We start from the raw sequence: 21754 nt of genomic DNA, 5'->3' as shown, positions 1-21754 counted from the left end.
TCCCGTTCTGTCTAAATTCAAAGAATGAAATGAAAATTTTAGGAAAAAATTTATTCTTGAACTGAGATTGGATTTGGTTGTTTTTTTTATAAATAAGAAGGTTTAAACATGTCTGAACACACAATTGGCTTATATTGGAAAAAAGGCCCTGAAGATTTCAAATATGACTCTTACGATCGAACTCATACAATTCAGTATGCGGGCGGGCAGAAGCTAAACGGATCCTCAACGACGGAAACTTACGGAAAATCCGAATACGCAAATCCGGAAGAATTACTGGCTTCCGCCGTTTGCAGTTGTCATTTCCTTACTTTCTTAGCGGTGGCGGCGAAAAGCCGTTATACTGTATCGACTTACGAGGATAAGGCGATCGCCATTCTCGAAAAAAACTCCGAAGGCAAAATGGTGGTCACAAAAATCGATCTCTATCCTAAGGTAACGTTCGAAGGAGAAAGAATTCCAGATCAAGAAGTCTTATCCGAGCTTCACGAGAAAGCGCATCGAAATTGTTTTATTTCCAATTCGATCAAAAGCGAAGTTACGATTCACTTTGGATAAGAGCTTGGATTTATGTTTCGCTTTCCGCAAGATTGTGAGAATACTTTCTAAGAATCTCTTGAATCTTTAATATGACTTCATGATGCGGATCCACGGTGAGAGCGATATCCACCATTTCCATAGCGCGTTTGTAGTTTTTCAAAGCGATATAAATTTGGGCGAGATTCACTAAGTTTTTGATATGAGTCGGCTCGCGAAGTTTTAGTCTTTCTCCGAAGTCTAACGCCTTCTGAAAACTGCCCGACTTTCTTGCCGCAGTGGAGGCGATGTATAAAATTTCTTTGTCCACCGGTTTCAAATTCAAATAGTCTTCCGCGTAAAGCGCGGCGTTTCGATAGTCTTTCTTTTTGAGAAAAAGACTGACGAACAATTTTTTGACTTCCGGAATTTGATTGTTCAGAGTTTCCGCTTGTTCCAAAAACGAGATCGCCTCTTCGATTTCCTTGTTATTGGCGCCTTCCTTTGCTTTTTTCAAAAGCTCGCGGATCTGCTCTTTCTCGTGCGCGAGTGCGATTTTGGATTCGCTCAAATTCTCCTTAAACGAAACTCGAACCAAAGAAAGATCGTCGGTAAGCGCCCCATGACTGTGAATCCCTTCGTAGATTCCCTGCAATTCCCCGCGGGCTTCTTCCACTTTTCTTAAGAATTCTTTTTCATCGTCGTTGATGATTCTTCCGCCTTCACGATCCATTCCGAGCAGGATATCGTCCCTTCCGTCCGAACCGGCTATGATAATGTCTCCCGGTTCCATCTGAAAAGTTTTGATAAAGACGGTTCCTTCCATTCCGGTTGTGCCCAACTTACGAAACATCAGATCGTCTTCGATAAAGCTCGCAATTCCGTCCCTGTATAAAACGGTCCAAGGATGTTCGGCGTTAATAAAATACATAAGACCGGCTTCGTCGTCCACAACGCCTAACACAAGTGAGACGAGCATGGAGCCGTCGAAACTTTCGAATACTTTATGCAATTCCAAGAATGCGTTTTTCAACCATCGTTCCGGAGATTGCTCCTTCATGGTCGTCGCCATTCTTGTTCGTTCGATTATGGATTCGAAAACGGCTCCGAGAACCAAAGCTCCTCCCGCTCCTTGCATCGATTTACCCATCGCATCCGCGTTTAAGAATACGGTATAATAACGATCCTGCAGATCGATAAAATTGGAAATGTTGATATCTCCTCCAATCTCATCGTTAAATCTCCGAAAGGAGAATTTTTTCTTCTGCTCGATCAGAAAATCCACTTTTACGTTTTCCTGACGCGCCTTATTGGACCCGAGCGGTTTGATCAGAAGAGAAGTTAAAAAATAGTCTCCATCCTGCTGCTGTTTTAATTCTTGAACTTCTTCCAAAGTCTTCTGCAGTTCTTTCGTTCTCTCTTGAACTTTTTCTTCCAATTCTTCCGCGTATTGTTGCAGGCGTTTTCTCGCCGCCTGAATGGAGCGCACCATTCTGTTAAACGAACGAGCGATAAACCCGATTTCATCCTCGACCTTTACTTGAAGTCTATATTCCAAGTTTCCGGAATTCGCTTCCCTCAAACCGATAACAACTTCCTCCAAAGGATTGAGAAGCGCGCCTTGAAAGAAAAAGCGAAATCCTAATAACACAAGAAGAATGATGCCGATCGCCGATATGTAAAGAATTTGCCCGGTCGGATGCAGAAATTCCCGTAAGGATTCGTAACGAAAACCTACGTCGTAAATTTTTCCATTCGAAGGCGAAACGTAAAAGTAAGCGATATAATGTTTCGGAATCGGTCCGCCGAGTTCGTAGATTCTTTCGCCCTTATAGGTTCTCTCGTCTTGTTTACGAACCTGAGTGAGTAGCGCGTGAAAGATATTTTCCCTTTTAGCGGGATCGGTTACGTTCGCGGCAAGCGCATTCTTCTTTAATTCTTTTAAATAGGCGGAAACTCCAGGTTGATCGGAATGAAAAAGTTTTTCCAGTGCGAGCGGATCGTTTTTTTCCTTCGGAGGCAAATGAAAGTATTTATTTCTAAGAACGACTAACTTCTTTTCCAAATTATCGAAGAAGAATTCAACGTCCTTTCCAGATAGTTGAGCCTCTTTTTTAGAAGAAAAATATTCTCTCACCCCGGCTCGATAAGCCTCGAAACCCGACGGAGAATTTTTTAAAACCGACTCGACCCTTTCTCCGAACTCACGGTTCGAAAGCTCCGGGAGTTCGAACAAGCTGTGCGAAATTTTAAAAAAACGAAACTCTCTTAAAGCGGTTTCATTCGGTTCAATCGAACCTAGGGAAGTATAAGAACGTGTGGAATCTGATTGCGGATCATATTCGAAAACGTATTCCGCGTCGCGGGAAAAGTCCAATCCGGAAACGGAAAGTCTCACTTCTTTTCTTTTGATCAGATCGTAAGATTCCTCGTATTCGTTAAAAATAAATAAACTCACGATCTGCAAAACGAGAAAGAAAGTAGCGAGCGTGATTCCGGTAATCCGGGATAATATCGAAGTTTTCTCGCTCGTATAATTTATGTAACCCACAAGAATCACAAACAATCCGATCACGAGAGAAATATCCAAAACGGTTTGATACAATTCTCTCGAAACCGCTCCGTCCCTGCTCATCGCGTTCAAAACTCCCGGAACAAGAGTGATTAACGTCAAAGGAATCAAAATGATCGCGGCTATGATTCTTTCTTTTCCTTTGAGTTTAATCATTCTCCAAGTTCCGATTCCCATAAAAATAACGGTGTAAAGAATGATAACGCTCGAATAGATTTTGTAAAAAAGATTGATCTGAAAGTCCCAGTAATGACCGGAAAAATAAAAAACTCTTTTTGCCGTGAGCGATTCGTAGAAATACCAGACAAATAGGATGATCACTCCGATAAGAGCGCTGATAAAAATCGACCATACGATCTTCTTAGAAACCGGTTCCGGGTAGTGAAGAAAAAACATGATGAGAAACAGAAAGCCTAAGAACGGAGAAGGAATCACGATCCATCTGTGAAAGACCGACCAAGGTCCGTAAAACGGAAATCCCACCATGTAACCTAGATGAAAAATCCCAAGGCTGAACAATCCGATGCAGAGATAAATCGTGCCGGACGCTTTTTCCTGAATCGAAAAGAAAAAGAAGACGGTAAACCCGATAAAAAGGACTCCGATCAACGAAGCCAGTGAGAAATAATTTAAATAGATAAGATCCATGGCAGGCACTCTACTAACTTCTTAAAATCAATACCGTCAAGCAAAAAGGAATTTCAGATGTTTGTATCGCTTGTTATAATTTATGCATCGTAATCGCCGAGTTTAAGAAAAAGACAAAAGTTTTCCCTAAAAAGAATATCGCCCCGTCTCAAGACAGCGTGGAATAAACTAACTGCGATTGTTAACTACTGAAAGCCACCGACGCAGACATATTTGACGTTAAGATATTCCTGAATCCCGTACTTAGATCCTTCTCTTCCAAAGCCGGATTCTTTCAAACCTCCGAAAGGCGCTTGTTCCGTTGAAATCAATCCTTCGTTGATTCCCAGCATCCCTGCCTGAATATTCTCTGCGACAATCCGCATCTTGCGGTAATCCTGCGTATAGGCGTATGACGCTAACCCGGAAGGAGTAGCGTTTGCGATTCTTAAACCATCCTCCATAGATTCAAACCGATAAATGGGAGCGACCGGACCGAAAACTTCTTCGTTCATAGAAAGAGAATCTTCGGAAATTTCCGAAATGACGGTCGGAGAAAAAAATAATTTCCCAAGTTCGGATCTTTTTCCGCCTAATTGGAGTTTGCCTCCTTTATCGATAGCGTCCCGGATATGACCTTCCACCTTCTGAACCGCGACTTCGCTTATCAACGGGCCGATCGTTATGTCCTTTTCCAATCCATTGCCGACTTTTAATTTTAACGCCGATTCCGAAAATAAACTTACAAAATCGTTATAAATTCCTTTTTGAACCAAAAATCGGTTCGCACAAACGCAGGTTTGTCCCGCGTTTCGAAATTTAGAAAGAATCGCGCCTTTTACAGCCGCTTCCAAATCGGCGTCGTCAAAAACCAAAAAAGGCGCGTTCCCGCCAAGTTCGAGAGAAAGTCTCTTCAAAGTTTTGGCGCTTCTTTCCATGATAAGTTTACCAACCCGAGTAGAACCGGTAAAACTGATCTTTTTTACTTCCGAAGAATCGATCAGAGTATTTGCAATTTCCTCCGGATAACCGGTTAAGACCTGAAACACTCCCTCCGGAATTCCGGCTTCCAGTGCAAGAGCGGCTAACGCAAGTGCGGAGAATGGAGTGAGTTCGGAGGGTTTTCCGATAACCGTGCAACCGGCGGATAACGCGGCGCCGGCTTTTCGAGTGATCATAGAGGAAGGAAAATTCCACGGAGTTAAAATTCCGCAAACCCCGACCGGTTCTTTTATTACTTCGATTTTAGTGTCTCTTCTATGACTCGGGATGATATCTCCGTAGACTCTTTTTCCTTCTTCTGCAAACCATTCGAGAAAAGAAGCCGAGTAGTCGATTTCCGCTCTCGATTCGATCAAAGGTTTTCCCTGTTCCAAGGTCATCAGAAGAGCAAGGTCTTCTCGATTTTTTTTCATCAGATCGGACCATGTACGAATCAGAATCGATCGTTCTTTTGCTGGACGCGCGGACCAATCCTGGAAAGCGAGTAAAGAAGTTTGAACCGCTTCCAAAGTTTCTTTCCTACCCAACGAAGGAACCGTGCCTATGATGTCTAACGTTGCGGGGTTGACGACTTCGATTTTAAGATCGGGATTTCCTTTTCCCCAAGCGCCGCCCCAAAACGCTTCCTGTCTAAATAAATCCTTTTTTTGAAGAAGTTGTAAGCTCAATGGAAAACCTCGATTCCTTTTCTAACTTCAAAAGAAAGAAAAGAAAGAAGAATCTCCTACCGAACTTCATTTTATTTAAGAATCGTAAAATCGAGTCAAGGCGACCCGTTTTCACAGGAAGATCGTCTTAAATTCTAAAACAAAGAATCGGAATCATCGGGCCTTTGTTTTTTTTGCGGAAGGTTGTTTCGCTTTCGGCTTCTTCTCGGATTTGAAATTTTTCGAACGCGAAACGGAATTTAACAAGGGAGTAATTCCGAACTTCTTCTCGAAGTGAAACTGAAACGGCTTAAAACCGTTCTTTACGGGAATCAAAGACATCGCTCTTTCAGTGAGAGCCGTGATCGAAAGACTCGGGTTCACTCCGAGGTTAACCGTGATCATAGAACTGTCGCAGATCCTTAGATTTTGATAACCGAAGACTTTATTTTCAAAATCGATCACTCCCTCCTTCGGGGAATCTCCCATGATACAACCGCCCATGATATGACCAGTGATCGGTGCATTTAAAAGGACGTCGTTGATCGAACTTCTCGGAACGCCCCCGGTTTTTTGCGCGATTCTTCTCGCCGTTTCATTTGCGATCGGAATGTATGCTGGAGTTTTTTCTCCTTCCGTAAGAGTCGAACTCATGCTCTTTTCAAAAGGCCAAGCGAACCGTCTCGTTCGAACGAGACGAATCTTATTATCCAAGGTCTGCATCACAAGAAGAATCAAAGACTTCTGAGCAAATCCGAAAGGCCAGGAAGCCTTGAAAAAATAAAACGGATTGGTGAGTAAGGTGAGAAAATATTTGAAAGGTCTTGGAAATTTACCGCCGCCGTCCGTAAGAACCGAAGCGATCGTTCCGAAAAAATCCGAGCCTTTCGGATAACGTACCGGTTCCATGTGTGTGTGTTCGTCCGGATGTATGGAAGAAGTGATCGCGACTCCGCGGGAATAATCTACTTCTTTCGTAAAGTTTGTAATCGCTAAAACGGTTTCGCTGTTTGTACGAACACAATCTCCAAGAGTCGGAGAAAGCCTCGTCATCTTTCCCTTTTGTCTCATCTTTAACAAAAGCCCGACCGTGCCCATTACGGCCGCGGAAAGAATTACGTTTTTTGCATAGAATGTTCTTTTTGGAAAACCGAAAAATCCTGTCGTAGATCGGGTTTGAATCTGATAACCGAATTCTCCGGTCGCAGAAGGATCGGGTTCTCCCGATTCGTCAATCGGAATCAAAGATACGACCTTTGTCTCCGGGAAAATTTTCGTTCCCATTTTCTCCGCAAAAAAAAGATAATTTTTATCCAGCGTATTCTTAGAATTAAATCTGCAACCGACCATACAACCGCCGCAATGATTACAGGAAACCCGATCCGGTCCTTCTCCTAAAAAGTAAGGATCTTTTGAAAGTTTTCCGGGCTTCTCTCCAAAATAAACGCCGACCGGAGTGGGGCGGAATGTTTCTCCTCTTCCCATTTCTTCCGCAATTTCTTTTAAAATAAAATCCGATTCGTATAACTGAGGATTTTGAGTGACACCGAGCATTTTTGAGGCGATCGAATAATAAGGAAGAATCTTATCTTTACCGCCTAACTTTCTAAAGGTGGGAGAATTGAGAACCTTTTCTCCCGGAATATAAAGCGTATTCGCGTAAACAAGACTACCGCCGCCTACCCCGGCGCCGCTCACTAGAAAAAAATCCTTTAATAAATTCAGTCTCTGAATTCCGTAAAAGCCGATTCTCGGCATCCAGAGATATTTGTTAAGCGACCAATTCGATTTTGGAAAATCTTCCGATCTCCATCTTTTGCCGGATTCCAAAACGGCAACGGAGTATCCTTTCTGACTCAACCTCATGGCGGACACACTTCCACCAAAGCCGCTACCTACTATGACGTAGTCGTAATCATAGTGAACATTTGTTCTCTTTTTTTGTTCCATAAGTATTCAGTAATAATCGGATGATTCATAAATTCAAAACTTTTTTTAATTGACTGTCTCATATTTTAAAGCCGTATCATAATTCCTAACGTATTGTCTAAATAAATAGGAGAAGGATATGTCTTCATTGCCTCGTGTTTGTGTGATAGGAGCCGGTTCCAGCGGAATCACGGTTTGTAAAGCTCTCAAAGATAAGGGAATCCCTTTTGATTGTTATGAGGCGGGAAGTGAAGTCGGTGGGAATTGGAGATTCAACAACGACAATAAGATGAGCAATATCTATAAGTCTCTTCATATCAACACTCACAGAGATAGAATGGAATACAGAGACTATCCCATGCCAAAGAGTTACGCCGACTATCCAGGACATCAAAGAATTCTTGAATACTTTATAGATTACGTAAATCATTTCGGACTTCGAAAAAACATTCATTTTAAAAATCCAGTTGTTCATGCGGACTATCAAGACGACGGAACTTGGTTGATCACGACCGGCGACGGAAAACAAAAGTTTTATGATGCACTGGTGGTTTCCAACGGACATCACTGGTCTCAGAGATGGCCCGATCCACCGTTCCCCGGAAAATTTACCGGCAAGATCATTCATTCCCATTCTTACGTAGATCCCGATAACCCGATAAAACTCACCGGTAAAAGAGTCGTGGTTTTGGGAATGGGCAATAGCGCGATGGATATCACGGTCGAACTTTGCAGACCGGGCGTGGCCTCTAAGGTTTTTCTCGCCGCAAGAAGAGGAGCTTACATCATTCCAAATTATCTTTTTGGAAAACCGCTGGATAAATCCACGGAGATGATTCCGGTTCACACGCCGTTCTGGCTAAAGAGTTTTATTATGGGTTTGGTTTTACGTTTTGGAGTAGGAAAGGTCGAGGACTTCGGTTTACAAAAACCCGATCATAAACCGGGCGCCGCCCATCCGACGATTTCGCAGGACATCCTTGTCCGCTTAGGAAGAGGTGATGTCACTCCAAAGCCGAACATCGAATCTTATAACGGAAACAAAGTCCGCTTTGTGGATGGAAGCGAAGAAGAAGTCGACGCGGTTATCTACTGCACAGGATACAACGTAAAGTTCCCTTTCTTTGACGAGAATCTGATTTCCGCGAAAGACAATCACTTGCCTCTCTTTCATCGCATGATAAAACCTGAATATAACAATTTATTCTTTGTCGGTTTGTATCAACCCCTAGGGGCCATCATGCCTTTGGCGGAATTTCAAGGTAAATGGATTTCCGAATATCTGACCGGCAATTATCAACTTCCAACCGAAGAGGAAATGAATCACGCCATTGAAAAATACGAATCGCAAATGAAGAAGCGTTATGTGGCATCGACAAGACATACGATGCAGGTCGACTTCGAAGATTTTCTGTACGACATGAAAAACGAACTCAAAAAGGGTGTTCAAAGAGCCAAAAAGAATGGGAACGCCGTGAACGTGGAAGCGATCGCCGAACACAAACAAGTTTCTAAAAACGGAGTCGGCTCGAGCAAACACGGAGTGAAAAAGAAAACGCGTGTTCTTGCAAAAGTTTGAACGGTTTCTTCTTCGCTCGATCTTAAAACTTCCGGAAGGAATTCTTAGAAAAATCTCGGGGGGCGCTATACGAAAGCGAGGCCGGATTTTGGACGCAAAACTCCAAATGTCCTTATTTCTCGCAAGAATGAAACCGAGAGTTGAATCCCTCGCACCGAAAGAAGCGAGGGAATTTTTTAAGAATTCCATGTTTTTGTTCGATCTTGAACCGGAAGAACTTTTTCAAATTGAAAATTTCACAATTCAAGTTCAGCAAGGAAGAATCGGGATCAGACTTTACAGGCCGACTGAAACTTTGACGCTTCAACCGGCGCTGGTTTATTTTCACGGCGGCGGCTTTGTCATAGGCGATTTAGATTCTCACGATCGGCCTCTTCGTTATCTTTCTAAAAAAACCGGAGCCGTAATTCTTTCAGTTGATTACAGGCTCGGACCTGAGAATAAATTTCCCGTCGCGGTTGAGGATAGCTTTGTCGCTTATCAATGGATTCTTAAGAACGCAAAAGAATTGGGAATTTTAACAAAGAAGATCGCGGTCGCCGGGGACAGCGCGGGCGGAAATCTTGCGGCTAACATTTCCATTCTTTCCAAAAGGAAAAAGATCCAGTCCCCCTGCTTTCAATTATTGATTTATCCTTACTTGGATCTTCTCAGAATGAGCGTTAGCCGAAACGAGTTCGGCCGCGGTTACGCATTGACAAATAAATTATTGGATTATTTTAACTTTCACTACTTAAACGATCCGCTCGAAGCGAAAAAAGTGACTGCGTCGCCGATTTTACATAAACAAAAGACCGACTTTCCAAGAACCTATATCCAGTTAGCCGGTTTTGATCCGCTTCAAGACGAGGGATTGGAATGGATCGATTCTTTAAAAAAGGCAAAAGTCCCGGTCACTTATAGCATATATGAAAGTTTAGTACACGGGTATTTTAATTTTGGAGGAGCGATCCCCGAGGCAAAAAAAGCGTTGGACGAACTCGTTCTTTTTATCGAAGAAGGGTTCCAGATCCAATAAGTCCTCATTTCTAATTAATAAAACGATCTCCGGATAATGGTAAAAAGTTTCTCTTGAATTTTTTAAACGAACCTGAAAGGGTTTGGATTTAAGGGAAATTTTATTATGAAATCCATAATCTCATCGATTCAAAAACTTCTTTTTTTATTTTTTGTTTTTCTCCAATCGCCTATAGGAGCCGATGTTTCCGGAATCGCTTCGGGTCCAATCGTAGGGTACTCCACTCTCAAAGAAGTTTTGGTATGGGTTCAAACCGAAAAAAAGTCCTCAGTCATATTAGAATATTCTGAAATTCAAAATCCAAAACGGAAATTTCTCTCCGAAGAAATTCAAACGCAATCCAAGACGGGATTTATCGCTAAGTTGATTGCTAACCAGGTAAAACCGGGTACGCGGTATCGATTCCATCTGATCGTAGACGGAAAAAAAATCGAAGCAAAACACGCTCAAACATTCCAAGCACAGTCGTTTTTTGCCGCAGGTCAAAATCCCCCGAACTTTACCTTTGCTCTTGGCAGTTGTGCTTATGTAAATGAAACCGAATACGACGTTCCCGGAAAACCGTACGGTGGAGATTATTTTATCTACAATTCCATTCTTTCTAAAAGACCGGATTTTATGCTCTGGCTCGGAGACAATATCTATCTGAGAGAAACGGATTGGGATTCGAAAACGGGATTTTTACATCGATACAAACATCAAAGAGGAATTTCCGAACTGGCGCCCTTGTTTTCTTCCGTTCATCACTACGCGATTTGGGACGATCACGACTTCGGCCCGAACGACGGAGATTCTTCCTTTTGGATGAAAGATACTGCTGAGGAGATGTTCAAACTCCACTGGGGAAATCCGAACTATGCTAAAGAAGGAATTTACGGATCCTTTACTTGGGGAGACGCGCAATTCATTCTTCTCGACGATCGAACCTTTAGAACGGCTAACAATAATAAGGTGGTTGGTCCAAGACAGATCCTCGGGGAAAAACAATTTCAATGGTTCGTTAACTCGCTGGCGTTTTCGAAGGCCACTTTTAAATTCGTTGCGATCGGAGGACAATTTCTAAATCCGAATGCGCTTTATGAAAATTACGCGACCTATCCCGAAGAAAGAAACAAAATTCTTTCCGCAATCCGAGATCTCAAAATAAAGAACGTAATCTTTTTAACCGGTGACAGACATCATACTGAGCTGAATCTTCTCAAAGAAGACGGACTCGAACCGGTTTATGATTTTACCGTTTCTCCATTGACCTCGGGAGCTTATCCCGTGACCGAAAAAAATCCGTTACGAATCGACGGAACCCTAGTCGAACAAAGAAATTTCGGACTCATTTCCGTGTCAGGCAATCGTGGAGAAAGAAAACTACTTCTCCAAATATTCGATGCAAAAGGAAAAGAACTCTGGAATAGGGAAATCATTCCAAGTCCTTAATATTCTTATGAGCCGAACCATGACAATTCTTCTGAGCGTTATTCTTTCGATCGCGTTTTTTCTTCTTTTACTTGCTTGGCGGAATCAGGATAAACTGATTTTTTTTCCCGAAAAATTACCGAAAGATTATTCGTTTCAATTTCCAATCCGATTTCAAGAGATCGAACTCTCGACGAAAGACGGAGAAAAAAGTTACGCACTCTATTTCAAAGCAAAGAATAACGATCAAAACAAAACTGTATTTTTTTTCCACGGAAATGCGGGAAGTTTGAGAACCTGGGGAGGAATATACGAAGATTTTGTTCCTTTAGGTTGGAACGTTTTAATTTGCGATTATCGAGGTTACGGAAAGAATACCGGACATCTTTCCGAAAACTTGATGTACGATGACGCAGAACTCTGGTTAAATTATACAATCCAAAATTTGAATATTCCGAAAGAACGAATCGTGATCTACGGAAGATCGATCGGAACCGGGGTTGCAATCGAACTGGTTTCCAGAAACCCGGACCTTATTCTTTTTTTAGAAACTCCTTTTACGGATCTTCCTTCTTTAGCGAAGAATTATTATCCGTTCGTACGGCCTTGGATGTTTCGTTTTCGATTTGAGAATTTGAAAAAGTTAAAAAAGGTGAATTCAAAAATTAGAATATTCCACGGAACGGAAGACGAAATCATCCCTTATCGAAATTCGGAAATTATATTAGAAAATTTGAAATCGCAAAACAAAAACGTTGCTCTTTTTACGATTCGGAACGGAAGCCACAACGATTTAACCGCTTTTCCGGAATATCACCAGGCTTTGAAAAAAAGCCTGGATGAAATTCCGTAATTCTTACTAGAAATATTCAGGAAAAAGAACTTTGAGTTTTTTAACTGTCTCGGGATTTCTTTTTTCCGGCGCGGTGATGATAGAATACTTCGTGCTGTTTTTCAAACTCAAATCGTCTCCGTTTCCGATAACGTCGATAAGTTCGGCAAGTAATCTTTTCGCGGTTTCCGCATTCTTCGTGAGATTAGCGATCACCATCTCGAGAGTAACGGATTCTTCTCCCTCTCTCCAGCAGTCGTAATCGGTGGACATGCAGATCATCTGATAGGCAATCTCAGCTTCTCTTGCAAGTTTTGCCTCCGGAAGCACGGTCATGTTGATGATGTCCGCGCCCCAAGAACGGTAAAGATGAGATTCTGCTTTAGTGGAAAATAAGGGGCCTTCCATACAAACAAGCGTTTTGTTTGTATGAATTCCCAAGCCAATCTTTTTTGCGGTCGCTTCGATTCTTTTGCTAAGATTCGATGAGAACGGTTCCGCAAAAGGCGCATGCGCGACTACGCCGTTTCCAAAGTAAGTCGCGTTTCTAAGACGCGTACGATCGATCACCTGGGAAGGCAAAACGAAATCGAGAGGTTTGATTTCCTCTCTTAAACTTCCTACGGAACTAAAGGCGATGATCTCTTCCACGCCCAATTGTTTTAACGCGCAGATATTCGCGTGATTCGGAACCTCGGGAGGCAACAAGAAGTGCCCGACTCCGTGTCTTGGTAAGAATGCGATGAGCTTTCCTTTATAGTTACCGATTTTGATTTTATCGGAAGGCTTTCCCCAAGGGGTGTCAGGGTAGATCTCTTCGATCAATTCCATTCCGTCGAGACTGTAAAGTCCCGTTCCTCCGATGATAGCCGCTTTTACATGATGAGGCATGAATCCTTACTCCTAACGAAAATTCTCGCATTCATTAGGGTCAGTTTCGGAAGAAGGACCTAAATTGTAAATCGCAAGTGGTCTTCGCTGCTCGATGATTTACGTTGTTACGTTGTGCTGAGATTTTTTAATTCCAAAGATTGAGTTCGAATTTTCTCGACTTCGATTTGAAGTTTACCCGATTCCTGATTGATCTGGTTGATTTCTTTTTCCAGATGAACCATTGTCTTCACCATCTCTTCCTGACCTACCATCTGTTCTTTTGTGGATTCGAAAATTTCGCCCGAGAGTTGTTTGATCCGTTCTACTTCCGATACAAAGTCTTGTATAATTCTTCTTTGTTCCTGATAGAGTTTGCCCATTTCTTCGATTCGATTGACCGTCTCCGAAATTTTCTGTTTTTGACGATTTGTCAGATCGCCCGTATCGTTCGATGCCTTGTTTGCTTCTCCGATAAATTCCCTGGATTGTTTTACGATGTCGGAAATATTTTTCGCATTCTCCGAAGTGAATTCTGCAAGTTTACTTACTTCGTTCGCTACAACCGCAAAACCTCGTCCGGCTGCCCCTGCGCGCGCCGCTTCGATCGAAGCGTTGAGCGCTAGTAAGTTGGTCTTATCCGCAATCTCACCCATGATCTGATTGATCTCGTCGACTCTATTAAAAGAATTTGATATGTTTTTTAGGAAGTGGGTCGTCTTTCCCGCAGCCTCGGATACGTTATCCATATCGACCTTGTTTTCGTTCGCATAAGATCCGAGATCCTTTGAAAACTGAGCGATACTTTCGATGATCTCTCCGAGATTTTTGGACTTTTGATCGAGATCCACCAAACTTCGATTTTGCGTTTCGATCGATCCGGCAGTGCTCTGAGAAGCCGCGGATAATTCTTCGATCACTGCGTTTACTTCCTCTAAGGAAGCCGCTTGAGATTCCATTTTTTCACCGGTTGTATTGATGAACTGAGCGAAATTCTGAATGGAAGTCTCCAAACTTTCAGCCGAAATGTGGATCGCTTTTTGATTGGATTCCAATCTCGATAAAAATCCCCGACTCTCTTCGGTAAGTTTCACTGATTGGTCCGCCAGCTTCATAAAAAGATTCATAAGCTGCGAAAGAATGATCCCGGCGACAAAGACGAATACAATTTTGATGACTTCCACGCTCGTAGTCAGCATCCCCGGCTTGTTCGCCAAATTTGGATCTTCGGATAATTCCACTCCGAACAAAACGGCCACGCTCAAAGCAATGGCGGATCCTAAAGCTCCTAAAAATCCGATTAAAATCACGAACCTTTTTTCACCTAAAAGTCCGGCGTAGATGTTGATGTAGAAGTAAATGAAGAATAAAATCACATTCTTCATAACACCGGAGGCGACCGTCGGGGAGATCATAGCGTCGAAAATCAAAGTGCAACTTAGGATGATAGAGTCCAATATTACAGAAGTCTTATGAACCCAGTTAGGAACCTCTCCGAAACGATTCCAAACAAAAATTCCTATACAATAGATCCACATCGCCAGCGTTCCGCTGGAATGAATGATTAACTGCGTTGGATTAAATACTTTCAGAGCTCCCAAAATCGAGAGGGTAAATAATATAACGAGACCAAGGCGGATTCGATTGATTAAGACCGCGCCATTCTTTTGAATGAGATCGAGCGAGGATTGACTCATATTCTTATGGGAAGAATGAAATTTTGTATTTCATACAATTTCCCCGAGAGAAAAGAGTTTTTAAGATTTCAAATTTGTTTCAATAAGACACAAACAAAAGGAACGGTAAATTTTTGCGCCTTTCAAGCAATAGTGCTCAGACGACGCTCAATGCCTTAAGGTCCTTAGACTGTGTTTTGATACTCAAAACGCCATCCTGAATCTTACCTGATTCTCGAGTAATCTCGTTGATTTCCTTTTCCAGCGCAAACATCGCTTTCATCATTTCTTTTTGTCCGACCATCTGCTCGTGAGTAGAATGAAAGAGTTCGTCTGAAAGAGTTTTTACTTTACTCAGACTCCGCGCAAAGTCCTGAACGATCTTGGTTCCTTGTGAATACAATCTTGTCATTTCTTCGATGCTCGAAACCGTGCCGTTAATTTTGACGCTTTGTCCATCGGTAAGATAACCCGTATCCCTAGAGGAACGGTTCGCTTCTTCGATAAATTGAAGAGAATCATGAACGACTTTGGAGATCATCTTCGCATTGGAAGCGGTGAATTCTGCGAGTTTGCTCACCTCTTGCGCTACTACGGAAAATCCTCGTCCGGCCGCTCCGGCTCTTGCCGCTTCAATCGAAGCGTTCAACGAAAGAAGATTTGTTTTGTCTGCGATTTCTCCCAAGATACGATTGATCTCGTCGACTCTCTGAAAAGAATTCGAGATATTTTTCAGAAACGTATCCGTCTTTTCGACCGAATTCTTAACGATTTGCATTTCGATTTTACTTTCGTTTGCATTTGTTTCCAGATTTTTTGAAAGATCGGAAATCTTCGTTATGATTTCCAAAAGCGCTTGAGACTTCTGGTTCAATTCTATAAGATTTTCATTTTGTGTCCGTATGGAATCCACGTTATTTTCGGAAGACTTGGAAAGCGAAGTGATAACCGCGTTTACTTCTTCCAAAGACGCGGCCTGAGATTCCATTTTAGAACTTGTTAAACTCGTAAATTCAGAAAAATTCGAAACTGAAATTTCCAAGGTTTCTGCGGATGAATGAATCACCTTCCGATTGTTTTCCAATCGGGAAAGAAAGTCCTTATTTTCCTTGTAGTAAGAAGCCGCTTCTCTATAAAGATTATCGAATAAATCCATCAAACGATAGAGAACGAAACTAACGGCAAACATAAAAATGATTTTCGTGATTTCAGAACTAAGTTTTATAAAACCGGGGGCTGTGTTGATCGTATTATTTTCCGAAAATTGAAGTCCATGAACCGTTGCGTTGATTAAACCTAAGGCGTAACCCGACGCACAAAACAAACCGGTCACCAAAACGAATCTCGGCTTTCCGAGTAACCCCGAATAGGCGATAATAAAATAATAAACGGTATAGAGAATGGCGTTCTTTAGAACGGGCGCGATTATTTCCGCAGAAACCATACCGTCGAGTAGAATCGTTCCGCTCAAAAGAAACGTATCGAAAATCACAAAAATCTTATGAGCCCAGGGACTTATGTTATATTTTTTATACAAAGCAAAACCGACGAGGGTATAAACACACATAAAGCTGGCGGCCGCCGTGTGATTGATGAGAATCTGCGGATGCAACGTTTTATAACTCGAGATAAGAGAGAAAAGCATCATTACCATTATTCCAATTCTCGAATAATAGGTTAACGCTTCTCCCTTCTTTCGGATGGATTCGATAGACTGCTTGGACATAGACCAATCGTCCGGAGAAATTAATTTAAGTAAATGAAAAGTAATGATAAAAAGGAGGATTAGATCTTTTTATTATAAAAAGACACCTCTACGTTCCATAAAATTGGTTTTTCATTCCTATCTTTGACAAAGAGGTTAAAATCTTGGATTCAAAGAATTAGAAAACGGATGAATGAAAAAGTTTTCCGGATGTAACGGTGTCGGAGAATCGGAAACTGTCATTGTTTTCACAGATTGTCCATCGGAATATACACCCATCATCTTTTGGTTAACAGATCCGTTGCCTAAAGCGATATCTTTAGCAGCAGCCGAATTATGAAAGCTATAATCGGCTAACGCGTCCAGTTGTCTCCAAATTCCGAAATAATCTAATGTGTCCAAAGAACCGAGTCCGATGACGGTATTCTTAATCGGAGTATAATGATCCGCGTTGAGCGTGTATCCGTTGCGCGCTTCGGAATAGACGATCTCAAAATCTTTCTCTGAATTGGCGATACCAATGTTCGTAAAAATATCGATCGCCATTCGGTTATCGACTTCATCGTCATTATCGTAAATCTGCGCGATCATCTTTGTCGAATTTGTAAACTGCGTGAGTTGGGCGTTACTGATCGAAAAAGAATACCATGGCGCCAAAAGAAAAATGAACGAGCCGTTGCTTCCCCAACCTTTTTGAACGATTCCCTGATGCGCTAAATAAGGAGTCGCGCCGCCTCCGTAAGAATGTCCCATATAGCCGACCCGAGTCGTATCGATGATATTCGAAAATTTATCCACCGCAAAGTTGATCCCATCCAACATAAATTTGTAATTTTCGGTCGGGTCTCTTCGATCGGAAATATAAATAGGAAATACTACCACATATCCTTTCGAAACATAAAAGTCGATTAAGGGATAATAAGCTTCCGCAGAAGGCGAACTAAAACCGTGCATTAGAAATAAAACCGGAGCCTTTGTATTCTGACCCGTCGGATAGTAGACACAGACGTTTCGAGGAGCGCTTGGATTCGGCAAAGCAACTACGGAAACCGAATTGTTACCCCGAGAACCGTATCCTTGCGAGATAGGCGGGATCGGTCCGTAATATCCGACCGGCGTGATCGCACAAGTATCGATCAAATAAGGATAACTCAACACCAGAAGAATTTCAAAGAGAGGTTCCAGAGTTTCTTCCTGGAAACTCTTTGAATTCTGCTTACAAAAGAAAAGTCCGAAGATAATTACAAATCCTATCAAACGTTTCATAAACTCTCCGAAATTTTTCTACCTATATAAAATCAAATCCTAAGATTCTCTTTTCGCGCGGAAAGGAATTTTAGAAATCGGTTCAAACTTCATTCTAAGAATCGAAATTGAAATTCAAGCGGAAAGTGAATTCGTTTTACTGGCTTCCCATCCGATCATAGCCATCTTTCTTTGAGAACCCCAGCGATATTCTCCGATTCCACCCGTGTTCTTGATCACCCGATGACAGGGAATCAAGTATCCGATCGGATTCTTTCCGATCGCGGAACCCACGGCTCGCGAAGCGCTTTCTTGTTCGATAGACGCTGCAATTTTAGAATACGAAGACAATTGCCCTTCCGGAATTTTCAACAATGCTTCCCAAACCTTGATTTGAAAATCGGTTCCTTTTAAATGAAGTTTGATTTTGTCCCCTCCATGCAATGCGTTATCGAAAAAACGAACTACACGTTCTTGGTTTTTGTCCGTCTTTTGGACCAATCGAGCCTGGTCCCATTGGTCCTGAAGTTCGGATAAAACTTCCTCCTTCGGAACATCATAAAAGAATAAATTACAAATTCCTTTTTCAGTGGAAGCGACTAAATATTCTCCGAAGATTCCCTTTTGAAAACTATAACGGATCGTGAGTTTTTCCCCTCCGTTTTTATATTCACCTGGAGTCATTCCTTCGATCTTAATAAACAAGTCGTGCAGCCGGCTCGTTCCGGAAAGACCGGTTTCATAAGCCGCATCAAATAACGTAGATTGCGGTTTGGAAAGAATCGATTTTGCGTTTTGAAGAGTCAGATATTGCAGAAATTGTTTCGGGCTGACACCGGCCCATTCGGTAAAAATTCTTTGAAAATGAAAAGGACTCAGATTTACGGATCTTGCGATCTCTTCCAATTCCGGTTGCGACGTTGAATTCTTTTGAATGAATTGAATGGCTGTTGCGATTTTTTTGTAGTGATCCATATCAAAAAGAATATCTCAAAGGTTATTTTTTAAAACCCGATCCTTGCTATTTTTGATTTTTTTGAAATCGTTTTAGGAAATATTTTCAACTCTTTTGCAACCAAAAAATATGACTTTAATTTGTTCCGACAAACCGTATATTCTCTGAAAACGTCTTAAAACGGACTTTAAGTACGTTTCTAAGTAAAATTGGAGAGCGGTATTTTTTCCGTGATTACCATTCTTTAAAAAAACAAAAATCTGAAACTTGTAAAAGGAAAACATACGAAGATCGGGCAAACGAACAACTCTTCCGCTAAGAATGAATAAATTTTACGAGTTGGTCGATCCCTTCTTCGAAAAGGGCAGGCCCCGGTTGAAGGATGATCGAAGGATCCAATTCGAAAATTTTTTGATTTCGAATCGCGTTCGTGTCCTTCCAATCCGGATGAGTTCGAACCCAATCAAAGTTTACGGGCTTTCCGCACCAAGAACCGAGATAGACATCCGGATTTTTTTCCGCGACAACTTTGGATGAAACGATTCTTTCGTTCGCCATGGATTTATTTCTGAGATCTTCGAAACAATCCTTTCCTCCGGCGGCTTCAATCAATTCTCCTACCCAGGAGATTCCGGTGATGATCGGTTCATCCCATTCTTGAAAGAAAACTCTCGGATGATTTTTAGATAAGTTCTCCTTCCGAATTCTTTCCAACTTCGCTTTCCATCCGTCGATCAAATTTTCCGTTTCTTTCGTTTTGCCGACTATCGAACCGAACAAAAGCATGGTTTCCATAATTTCGGAAATCGTTCTTTGATTTGTAACGAGGACGTTCAGACCTTCCGCTATCAAGTCTTTTGCGAGATTCGCTTGGATATCCGAGAATCCGATCACAAGGTCCGGTTTTAATTCTTTGATCTTCTTTACGTTTCCATTGATAAACGCAGAAACTTTCGGCTTTTCAGTCTTCGCACGGAGAGGACGAACCGTATATGCGGAGATTCCGACGATACGATCCTCTTCTCCTAAAAGATAAAGCAGCTCGGTCGTTTCTTCGGTGAGACAAATGATTCTTTTCGGACCGACCAGATTCTTTCTCCTTAGCTGTGAAATTCTTTCTTATCGTCGATCAACTTCTGAACCACCGAAGGATCTGCGAGAGTAGAAGTATCACCCAATCCCTCGAATTCCGCAGAAGCGATCTTTCTCAAAATTCTTCTCATAATTTTACCGGAGCGAGTTTTCGGTAAACCAGGCGCCCAATGAATCACGTCCGGTCTTGCGATTTTACCGATCACTTTTTCGACGGTTGCGATGAGTTCTTTTTTGAGTTCGTCGTTTGTGGTAACTCCTTCCTTCACGGTCACATAGGCGTAAATGCCCTGACCTTTGATATCGTGGGGAAAACCCACGACTGCGGCTTCGGCCACGGATTTATTTTCCACAAGTGCGCTTTCGACTTCGGCGCTTCCGATTCTATGACCGGATACGTTGATCACGTCGTCCACTCTTCCCGTGATCCAATAGTAACCGTCCTTGTCCCTTCTCGCACCGTCTCCGGTAAAATAATAACCTTTGAACTGTGAAAAATAAGTATCGAAGAATCTTTTGGAATCCCCGTAAACTCCCCGCATCATCGAAGGCCAAGGTCCTTTGATACAGAGATTTCCGGATACTTCTCCCTTATCGGTGAGTTCCTTTCCTTCGTTATCCACAAGAACCGGCTGTACGCCGAAGAAAGGCAACGTTGCGGATCCGGGTTTTTGCGGAATCGCTCCGGGAAGCGCGGTGATCATGATCGATCCGGTTTCGGTTTGCCACCAAGTATCCACGATCGGACAACGGCTCTTTCCAATATTCTTATAATACCATTCCCACGCTTCCGGATTGATCGGCTCGCCCACGGATCCGAGAAGTCGAAGCGAACTCAAATTTCTTTTTTTAATCGGCTCCAATCCTTCCCGCATCAAAGCGCGGATCGCCGTGGGAGCCGTATAAAACACGTTGACTCCGTATTTATCGATCACGTCCCAAAATCTTCCCGCGTCGGGATAAGAAGGAACTCCTTCAAACATCACCGAAGAAGCTCCGTTGGAAAGCGGACCGTATACAAGATAAGAATGTCCCGTAACCCACCCGATATCAGCCGTGCACCAATACGTATCCTCCGGTTTGATATCGAATACATAATGAAAAGTTAAATTAGCTCCGAGTAGATAACCGCCCGTTGTGTGCAAAACACCCTTCGGTTTTCCCGTAGAACCGGAAGTATAAAGAATAAAAAGAGGATCTTCCGCATCCATAGGTTCGGGTTTGCAGTATTCCGGCAATTCCGGATCGTTCATTAAAAAATGATACCAGTGATCTTGTCCGTCCTTCCAAACGAGCCCGGATTCGTTTCCGGTTCTTCTGACCACGATCACACTTTTGACTTTTTCCGTAGCCGCGCCGATCGCAACGTCCACGTTCTTTTTGAGCTCCACCGGTTTTCCGCCGCGATAACCTCCGTCGGCGGTTACGATCAATTTCGGTTTACAATCGTCGATTCTGCTTTGAAGAGCCTCGGGGGAAAATCCTCCGAATACAACCGAATGTATCGCACCAATACGGGAACATGCAAGAATTGTAATGGCTAACTCGGGAATCATCGGAAGATAAACCAAAACCCGATCTCCCTTTTTCACTCCGTATTTTTTTAAAACGTTCGCGAAACGATTCACTTCTCTATATAGATCGTAATAAGTAAGAACTCTCGATTCGGAAGGACTATCGCCTTCCCAAATCAAAGCCGCTTTGTTTTTGTGCGAAGTCTGGATATAACGATCCAAACAGTTGTAGGAAACGTTGAGCTTTCCTCCCTTGAACCATTCTACTTTTGCGTTTTTAAAATCGTGACTGAGAACCTTAGTCCACTTTTTAAACCAAGTGAGTCGGTTGGCTTCTCTTCCCCAAAACTTGTTCGGGTTTTCTATGGATTCTTTATAAAGTGATTTGTATTCTTTGAGACTGAGGTTAGCTTTTTTTTTGAAATCTGCCGACGGTGGAACGATCCGTTCTTTTGCCATGACTTCCTCCAGATTCGGTAAAGAATGTTTCTTTTTTTTTCTCTGTCTACCAAATTGCGGAAAATCAAACGAGAAACCTCCTCGCAACGAATTCGCAAGGAGAGGA

15 protein-coding genes are annotated in these 21754 nt (G+C 42.4%); 5 read left to right on the top strand and 10 right to left on the bottom strand.

The genetic code is table 11. The features are described from left to right. The first annotated feature begins 108 nt into the window (after window positions 1–108). Window positions 109–558, top strand: coding sequence for an OsmC family protein (locus CH376_RS06420; protein WP_100784612.1), 450 nt, complete (start codon window positions 109–111; stop codon window positions 556–558). A 10-nt stretch (window positions 559–568) separates the two neighbouring features. Here the strand turns inward: CH376_RS06420 and CH376_RS06415 are convergent, their stop codons facing one another. From CH376_RS06415 to CH376_RS06405, 3 genes are all read right to left on the bottom strand, one after another. Beyond that, a complete protein-coding gene (locus CH376_RS06415) occupies window positions 569–3736 on the bottom strand; it encodes a SpoIIE family protein phosphatase (RefSeq protein WP_100784611.1) in 3168 nt (1055 codons plus the stop codon). A gap of 185 nt (window positions 3737–3921) precedes the next feature. Beyond that, on the bottom strand, window positions 3922–5385 hold the full coding sequence (locus tag CH376_RS06410) for an NAD-dependent succinate-semialdehyde dehydrogenase (RefSeq protein ID WP_100784610.1): 1464 nt from the start codon (window positions 5383–5385) through the stop codon (window positions 3922–3924). A 153-nt stretch (window positions 5386–5538) separates the two neighbouring features. Beyond that, the gene (locus CH376_RS06405; protein WP_100784609.1) at window positions 5539–7314 is read right to left on the bottom strand and encodes a GMC family oxidoreductase; all 1776 of its coding nucleotides are present in this window, start codon (window positions 7312–7314) and stop codon (window positions 5539–5541) included. Window positions 7315–7432: 118 nt separating this feature from the next. Here CH376_RS06405 and CH376_RS06400 point away from each other — a divergent pair, with 118 nt between their 5' ends. The 4 genes from CH376_RS06400 (at window position 7433) to CH376_RS06385 (ending at window position 12153) form a co-directional block, all read left to right on the top strand. Next, window positions 7433–8872: a flavin-containing monooxygenase gene (locus tag CH376_RS06400; protein WP_100784608.1), complete on the top strand. Its 1440-nt coding sequence runs from the start codon at window positions 7433–7435 to the stop codon at window positions 8870–8872. Window positions 8873–8978: 106 nt separating this feature from the next. Next, window positions 8979–9890 carry an alpha/beta hydrolase gene (locus CH376_RS06395; RefSeq protein WP_243394677.1) on the top strand — a complete coding sequence of 304 codons (912 nt, stop codon included), beginning with the start codon at window positions 8979–8981 and terminating at the stop codon, window positions 9888–9890. Between the two features lie 105 nt (window positions 9891–9995). Next, window positions 9996–11321 carry an alkaline phosphatase D family protein gene (locus CH376_RS06390; protein ID WP_100784606.1) on the top strand — a complete coding sequence of 442 codons (1326 nt, stop codon included), beginning with the start codon at window positions 9996–9998 and terminating at the stop codon, window positions 11319–11321. A 7-nt stretch (window positions 11322–11328) separates the two neighbouring features. Continuing rightward, on the top strand, window positions 11329–12153 hold the full coding sequence (locus tag CH376_RS06385) for an alpha/beta hydrolase (protein WP_207767163.1): 825 nt from the start codon (window positions 11329–11331) through the stop codon (window positions 12151–12153). A gap of 6 nt (window positions 12154–12159) precedes the next feature. On the opposite strand, the gene mtnP is transcribed toward CH376_RS06385, so the two are convergent. The 7 genes from mtnP to acs form a co-directional block, all read right to left on the bottom strand. Continuing rightward, window positions 12160–13023: an S-methyl-5'-thioadenosine phosphorylase gene (mtnP, locus tag CH376_RS06380; RefSeq protein ID WP_100784605.1), complete on the bottom strand. Its 864-nt coding sequence runs from the start codon at window positions 13021–13023 to the stop codon at window positions 12160–12162. 107 nt (window positions 13024–13130) lie between these two features. Then, a complete protein-coding gene (locus CH376_RS06375) occupies window positions 13131–14699 on the bottom strand; it encodes a methyl-accepting chemotaxis protein (RefSeq protein WP_100784604.1) in 1569 nt (522 codons plus the stop codon). Between the two features lie 136 nt (window positions 14700–14835). Beyond that, window positions 14836–16404, bottom strand: a complete 1569-nt coding sequence (locus CH376_RS06370; RefSeq protein WP_100784603.1) for a methyl-accepting chemotaxis protein — start codon at window positions 16402–16404, stop codon at window positions 14836–14838. Window positions 16405–16539: 135 nt separating this feature from the next. Then, window positions 16540–17649: an alpha/beta hydrolase gene (locus CH376_RS06365; protein ID WP_100784602.1), complete on the bottom strand. Its 1110-nt coding sequence runs from the start codon at window positions 17647–17649 to the stop codon at window positions 16540–16542. Window positions 17650–17763: 114 nt separating this feature from the next. Then, on the bottom strand, window positions 17764–18603 hold the full coding sequence (locus CH376_RS06360) for a methylated-DNA--[protein]-cysteine S-methyltransferase (protein ID WP_100784601.1): 840 nt from the start codon (window positions 18601–18603) through the stop codon (window positions 17764–17766). Between the two features lie 295 nt (window positions 18604–18898). Continuing rightward, window positions 18899–19696, bottom strand: a complete 798-nt coding sequence (locus CH376_RS06350; RefSeq protein ID WP_100784599.1) for a cobalamin-binding protein — start codon at window positions 19694–19696, stop codon at window positions 18899–18901. Then, window positions 19684–21648, bottom strand: a complete 1965-nt coding sequence (gene acs / locus CH376_RS06345; RefSeq protein ID WP_100784769.1) for an acetate--CoA ligase — start codon at window positions 21646–21648, stop codon at window positions 19684–19686. The genes CH376_RS06350 and acs overlap by 13 nt, the downstream gene beginning before the upstream one ends. Between the last annotated feature and the right edge of the window lie 106 nt (window positions 21649–21754).

The organism is Leptospira adleri, from assembly GCF_002811985.1.
GTDB lineage: Bacteria > Spirochaetota > Leptospiria > Leptospirales > Leptospiraceae > Leptospira > Leptospira adleri.
This window is presented reverse-complemented; position numbering and strand designations above follow the sequence as displayed.

What these genes read in the sequence shown, in the direction of transcription:
- CH376_RS06420 (WP_100784612.1), top strand. Translation starts at nt 109, where the DNA reads ATGTCTGAACACACAATTGGCTTATATTGGAAAAAAGGCCCTGAAGAT.
- CH376_RS06415 (WP_100784611.1), bottom strand. Translation starts at nt 3,736, where the DNA reads ATGGATCTTATCTATTTAAATTATTTCTCACTGGCTTCGTTGATCGGA.
- CH376_RS06405 (WP_100784609.1), bottom strand. Translation starts at nt 7,314, where the DNA reads ATGGAACAAAAAAAGAGAACAAATGTTCACTATGATTACGACTACGTC.
- CH376_RS06400 (WP_100784608.1), top strand. Translation starts at nt 7,433, where the DNA reads ATGTCTTCATTGCCTCGTGTTTGTGTGATAGGAGCCGGTTCCAGCGGA.
- CH376_RS06395 (WP_243394677.1), top strand. Translation starts at nt 8,979, where the DNA reads ATGTCCTTATTTCTCGCAAGAATGAAACCGAGAGTTGAATCCCTCGCA.
- CH376_RS06390 (WP_100784606.1), top strand. Translation starts at nt 9,996, where the DNA reads ATGAAATCCATAATCTCATCGATTCAAAAACTTCTTTTTTTATTTTTT.
- CH376_RS06385 (WP_207767163.1), top strand. Translation starts at nt 11,329, where the DNA reads ATGAGCCGAACCATGACAATTCTTCTGAGCGTTATTCTTTCGATCGCG.
- mtnP (WP_100784605.1), bottom strand. Translation starts at nt 13,023, where the DNA reads ATGCCTCATCATGTAAAAGCGGCTATCATCGGAGGAACGGGACTTTAC.
- CH376_RS06375 (WP_100784604.1), bottom strand. Translation starts at nt 14,699, where the DNA reads ATGAGTCAATCCTCGCTCGATCTCATTCAAAAGAATGGCGCGGTCTTA.
- CH376_RS06370 (WP_100784603.1), bottom strand. Translation starts at nt 16,404, where the DNA reads ATGTCCAAGCAGTCTATCGAATCCATCCGAAAGAAGGGAGAAGCGTTA.
- CH376_RS06365 (WP_100784602.1), bottom strand. Translation starts at nt 17,649, where the DNA reads ATGAAACGTTTGATAGGATTTGTAATTATCTTCGGACTTTTCTTTTGT.
- CH376_RS06360 (WP_100784601.1), bottom strand. Translation starts at nt 18,603, where the DNA reads ATGGATCACTACAAAAAAATCGCAACAGCCATTCAATTCATTCAAAAG.
- acs (WP_100784769.1), bottom strand. Translation starts at nt 21,648, where the DNA reads ATGGCAAAAGAACGGATCGTTCCACCGTCGGCAGATTTCAAAAAAAAA.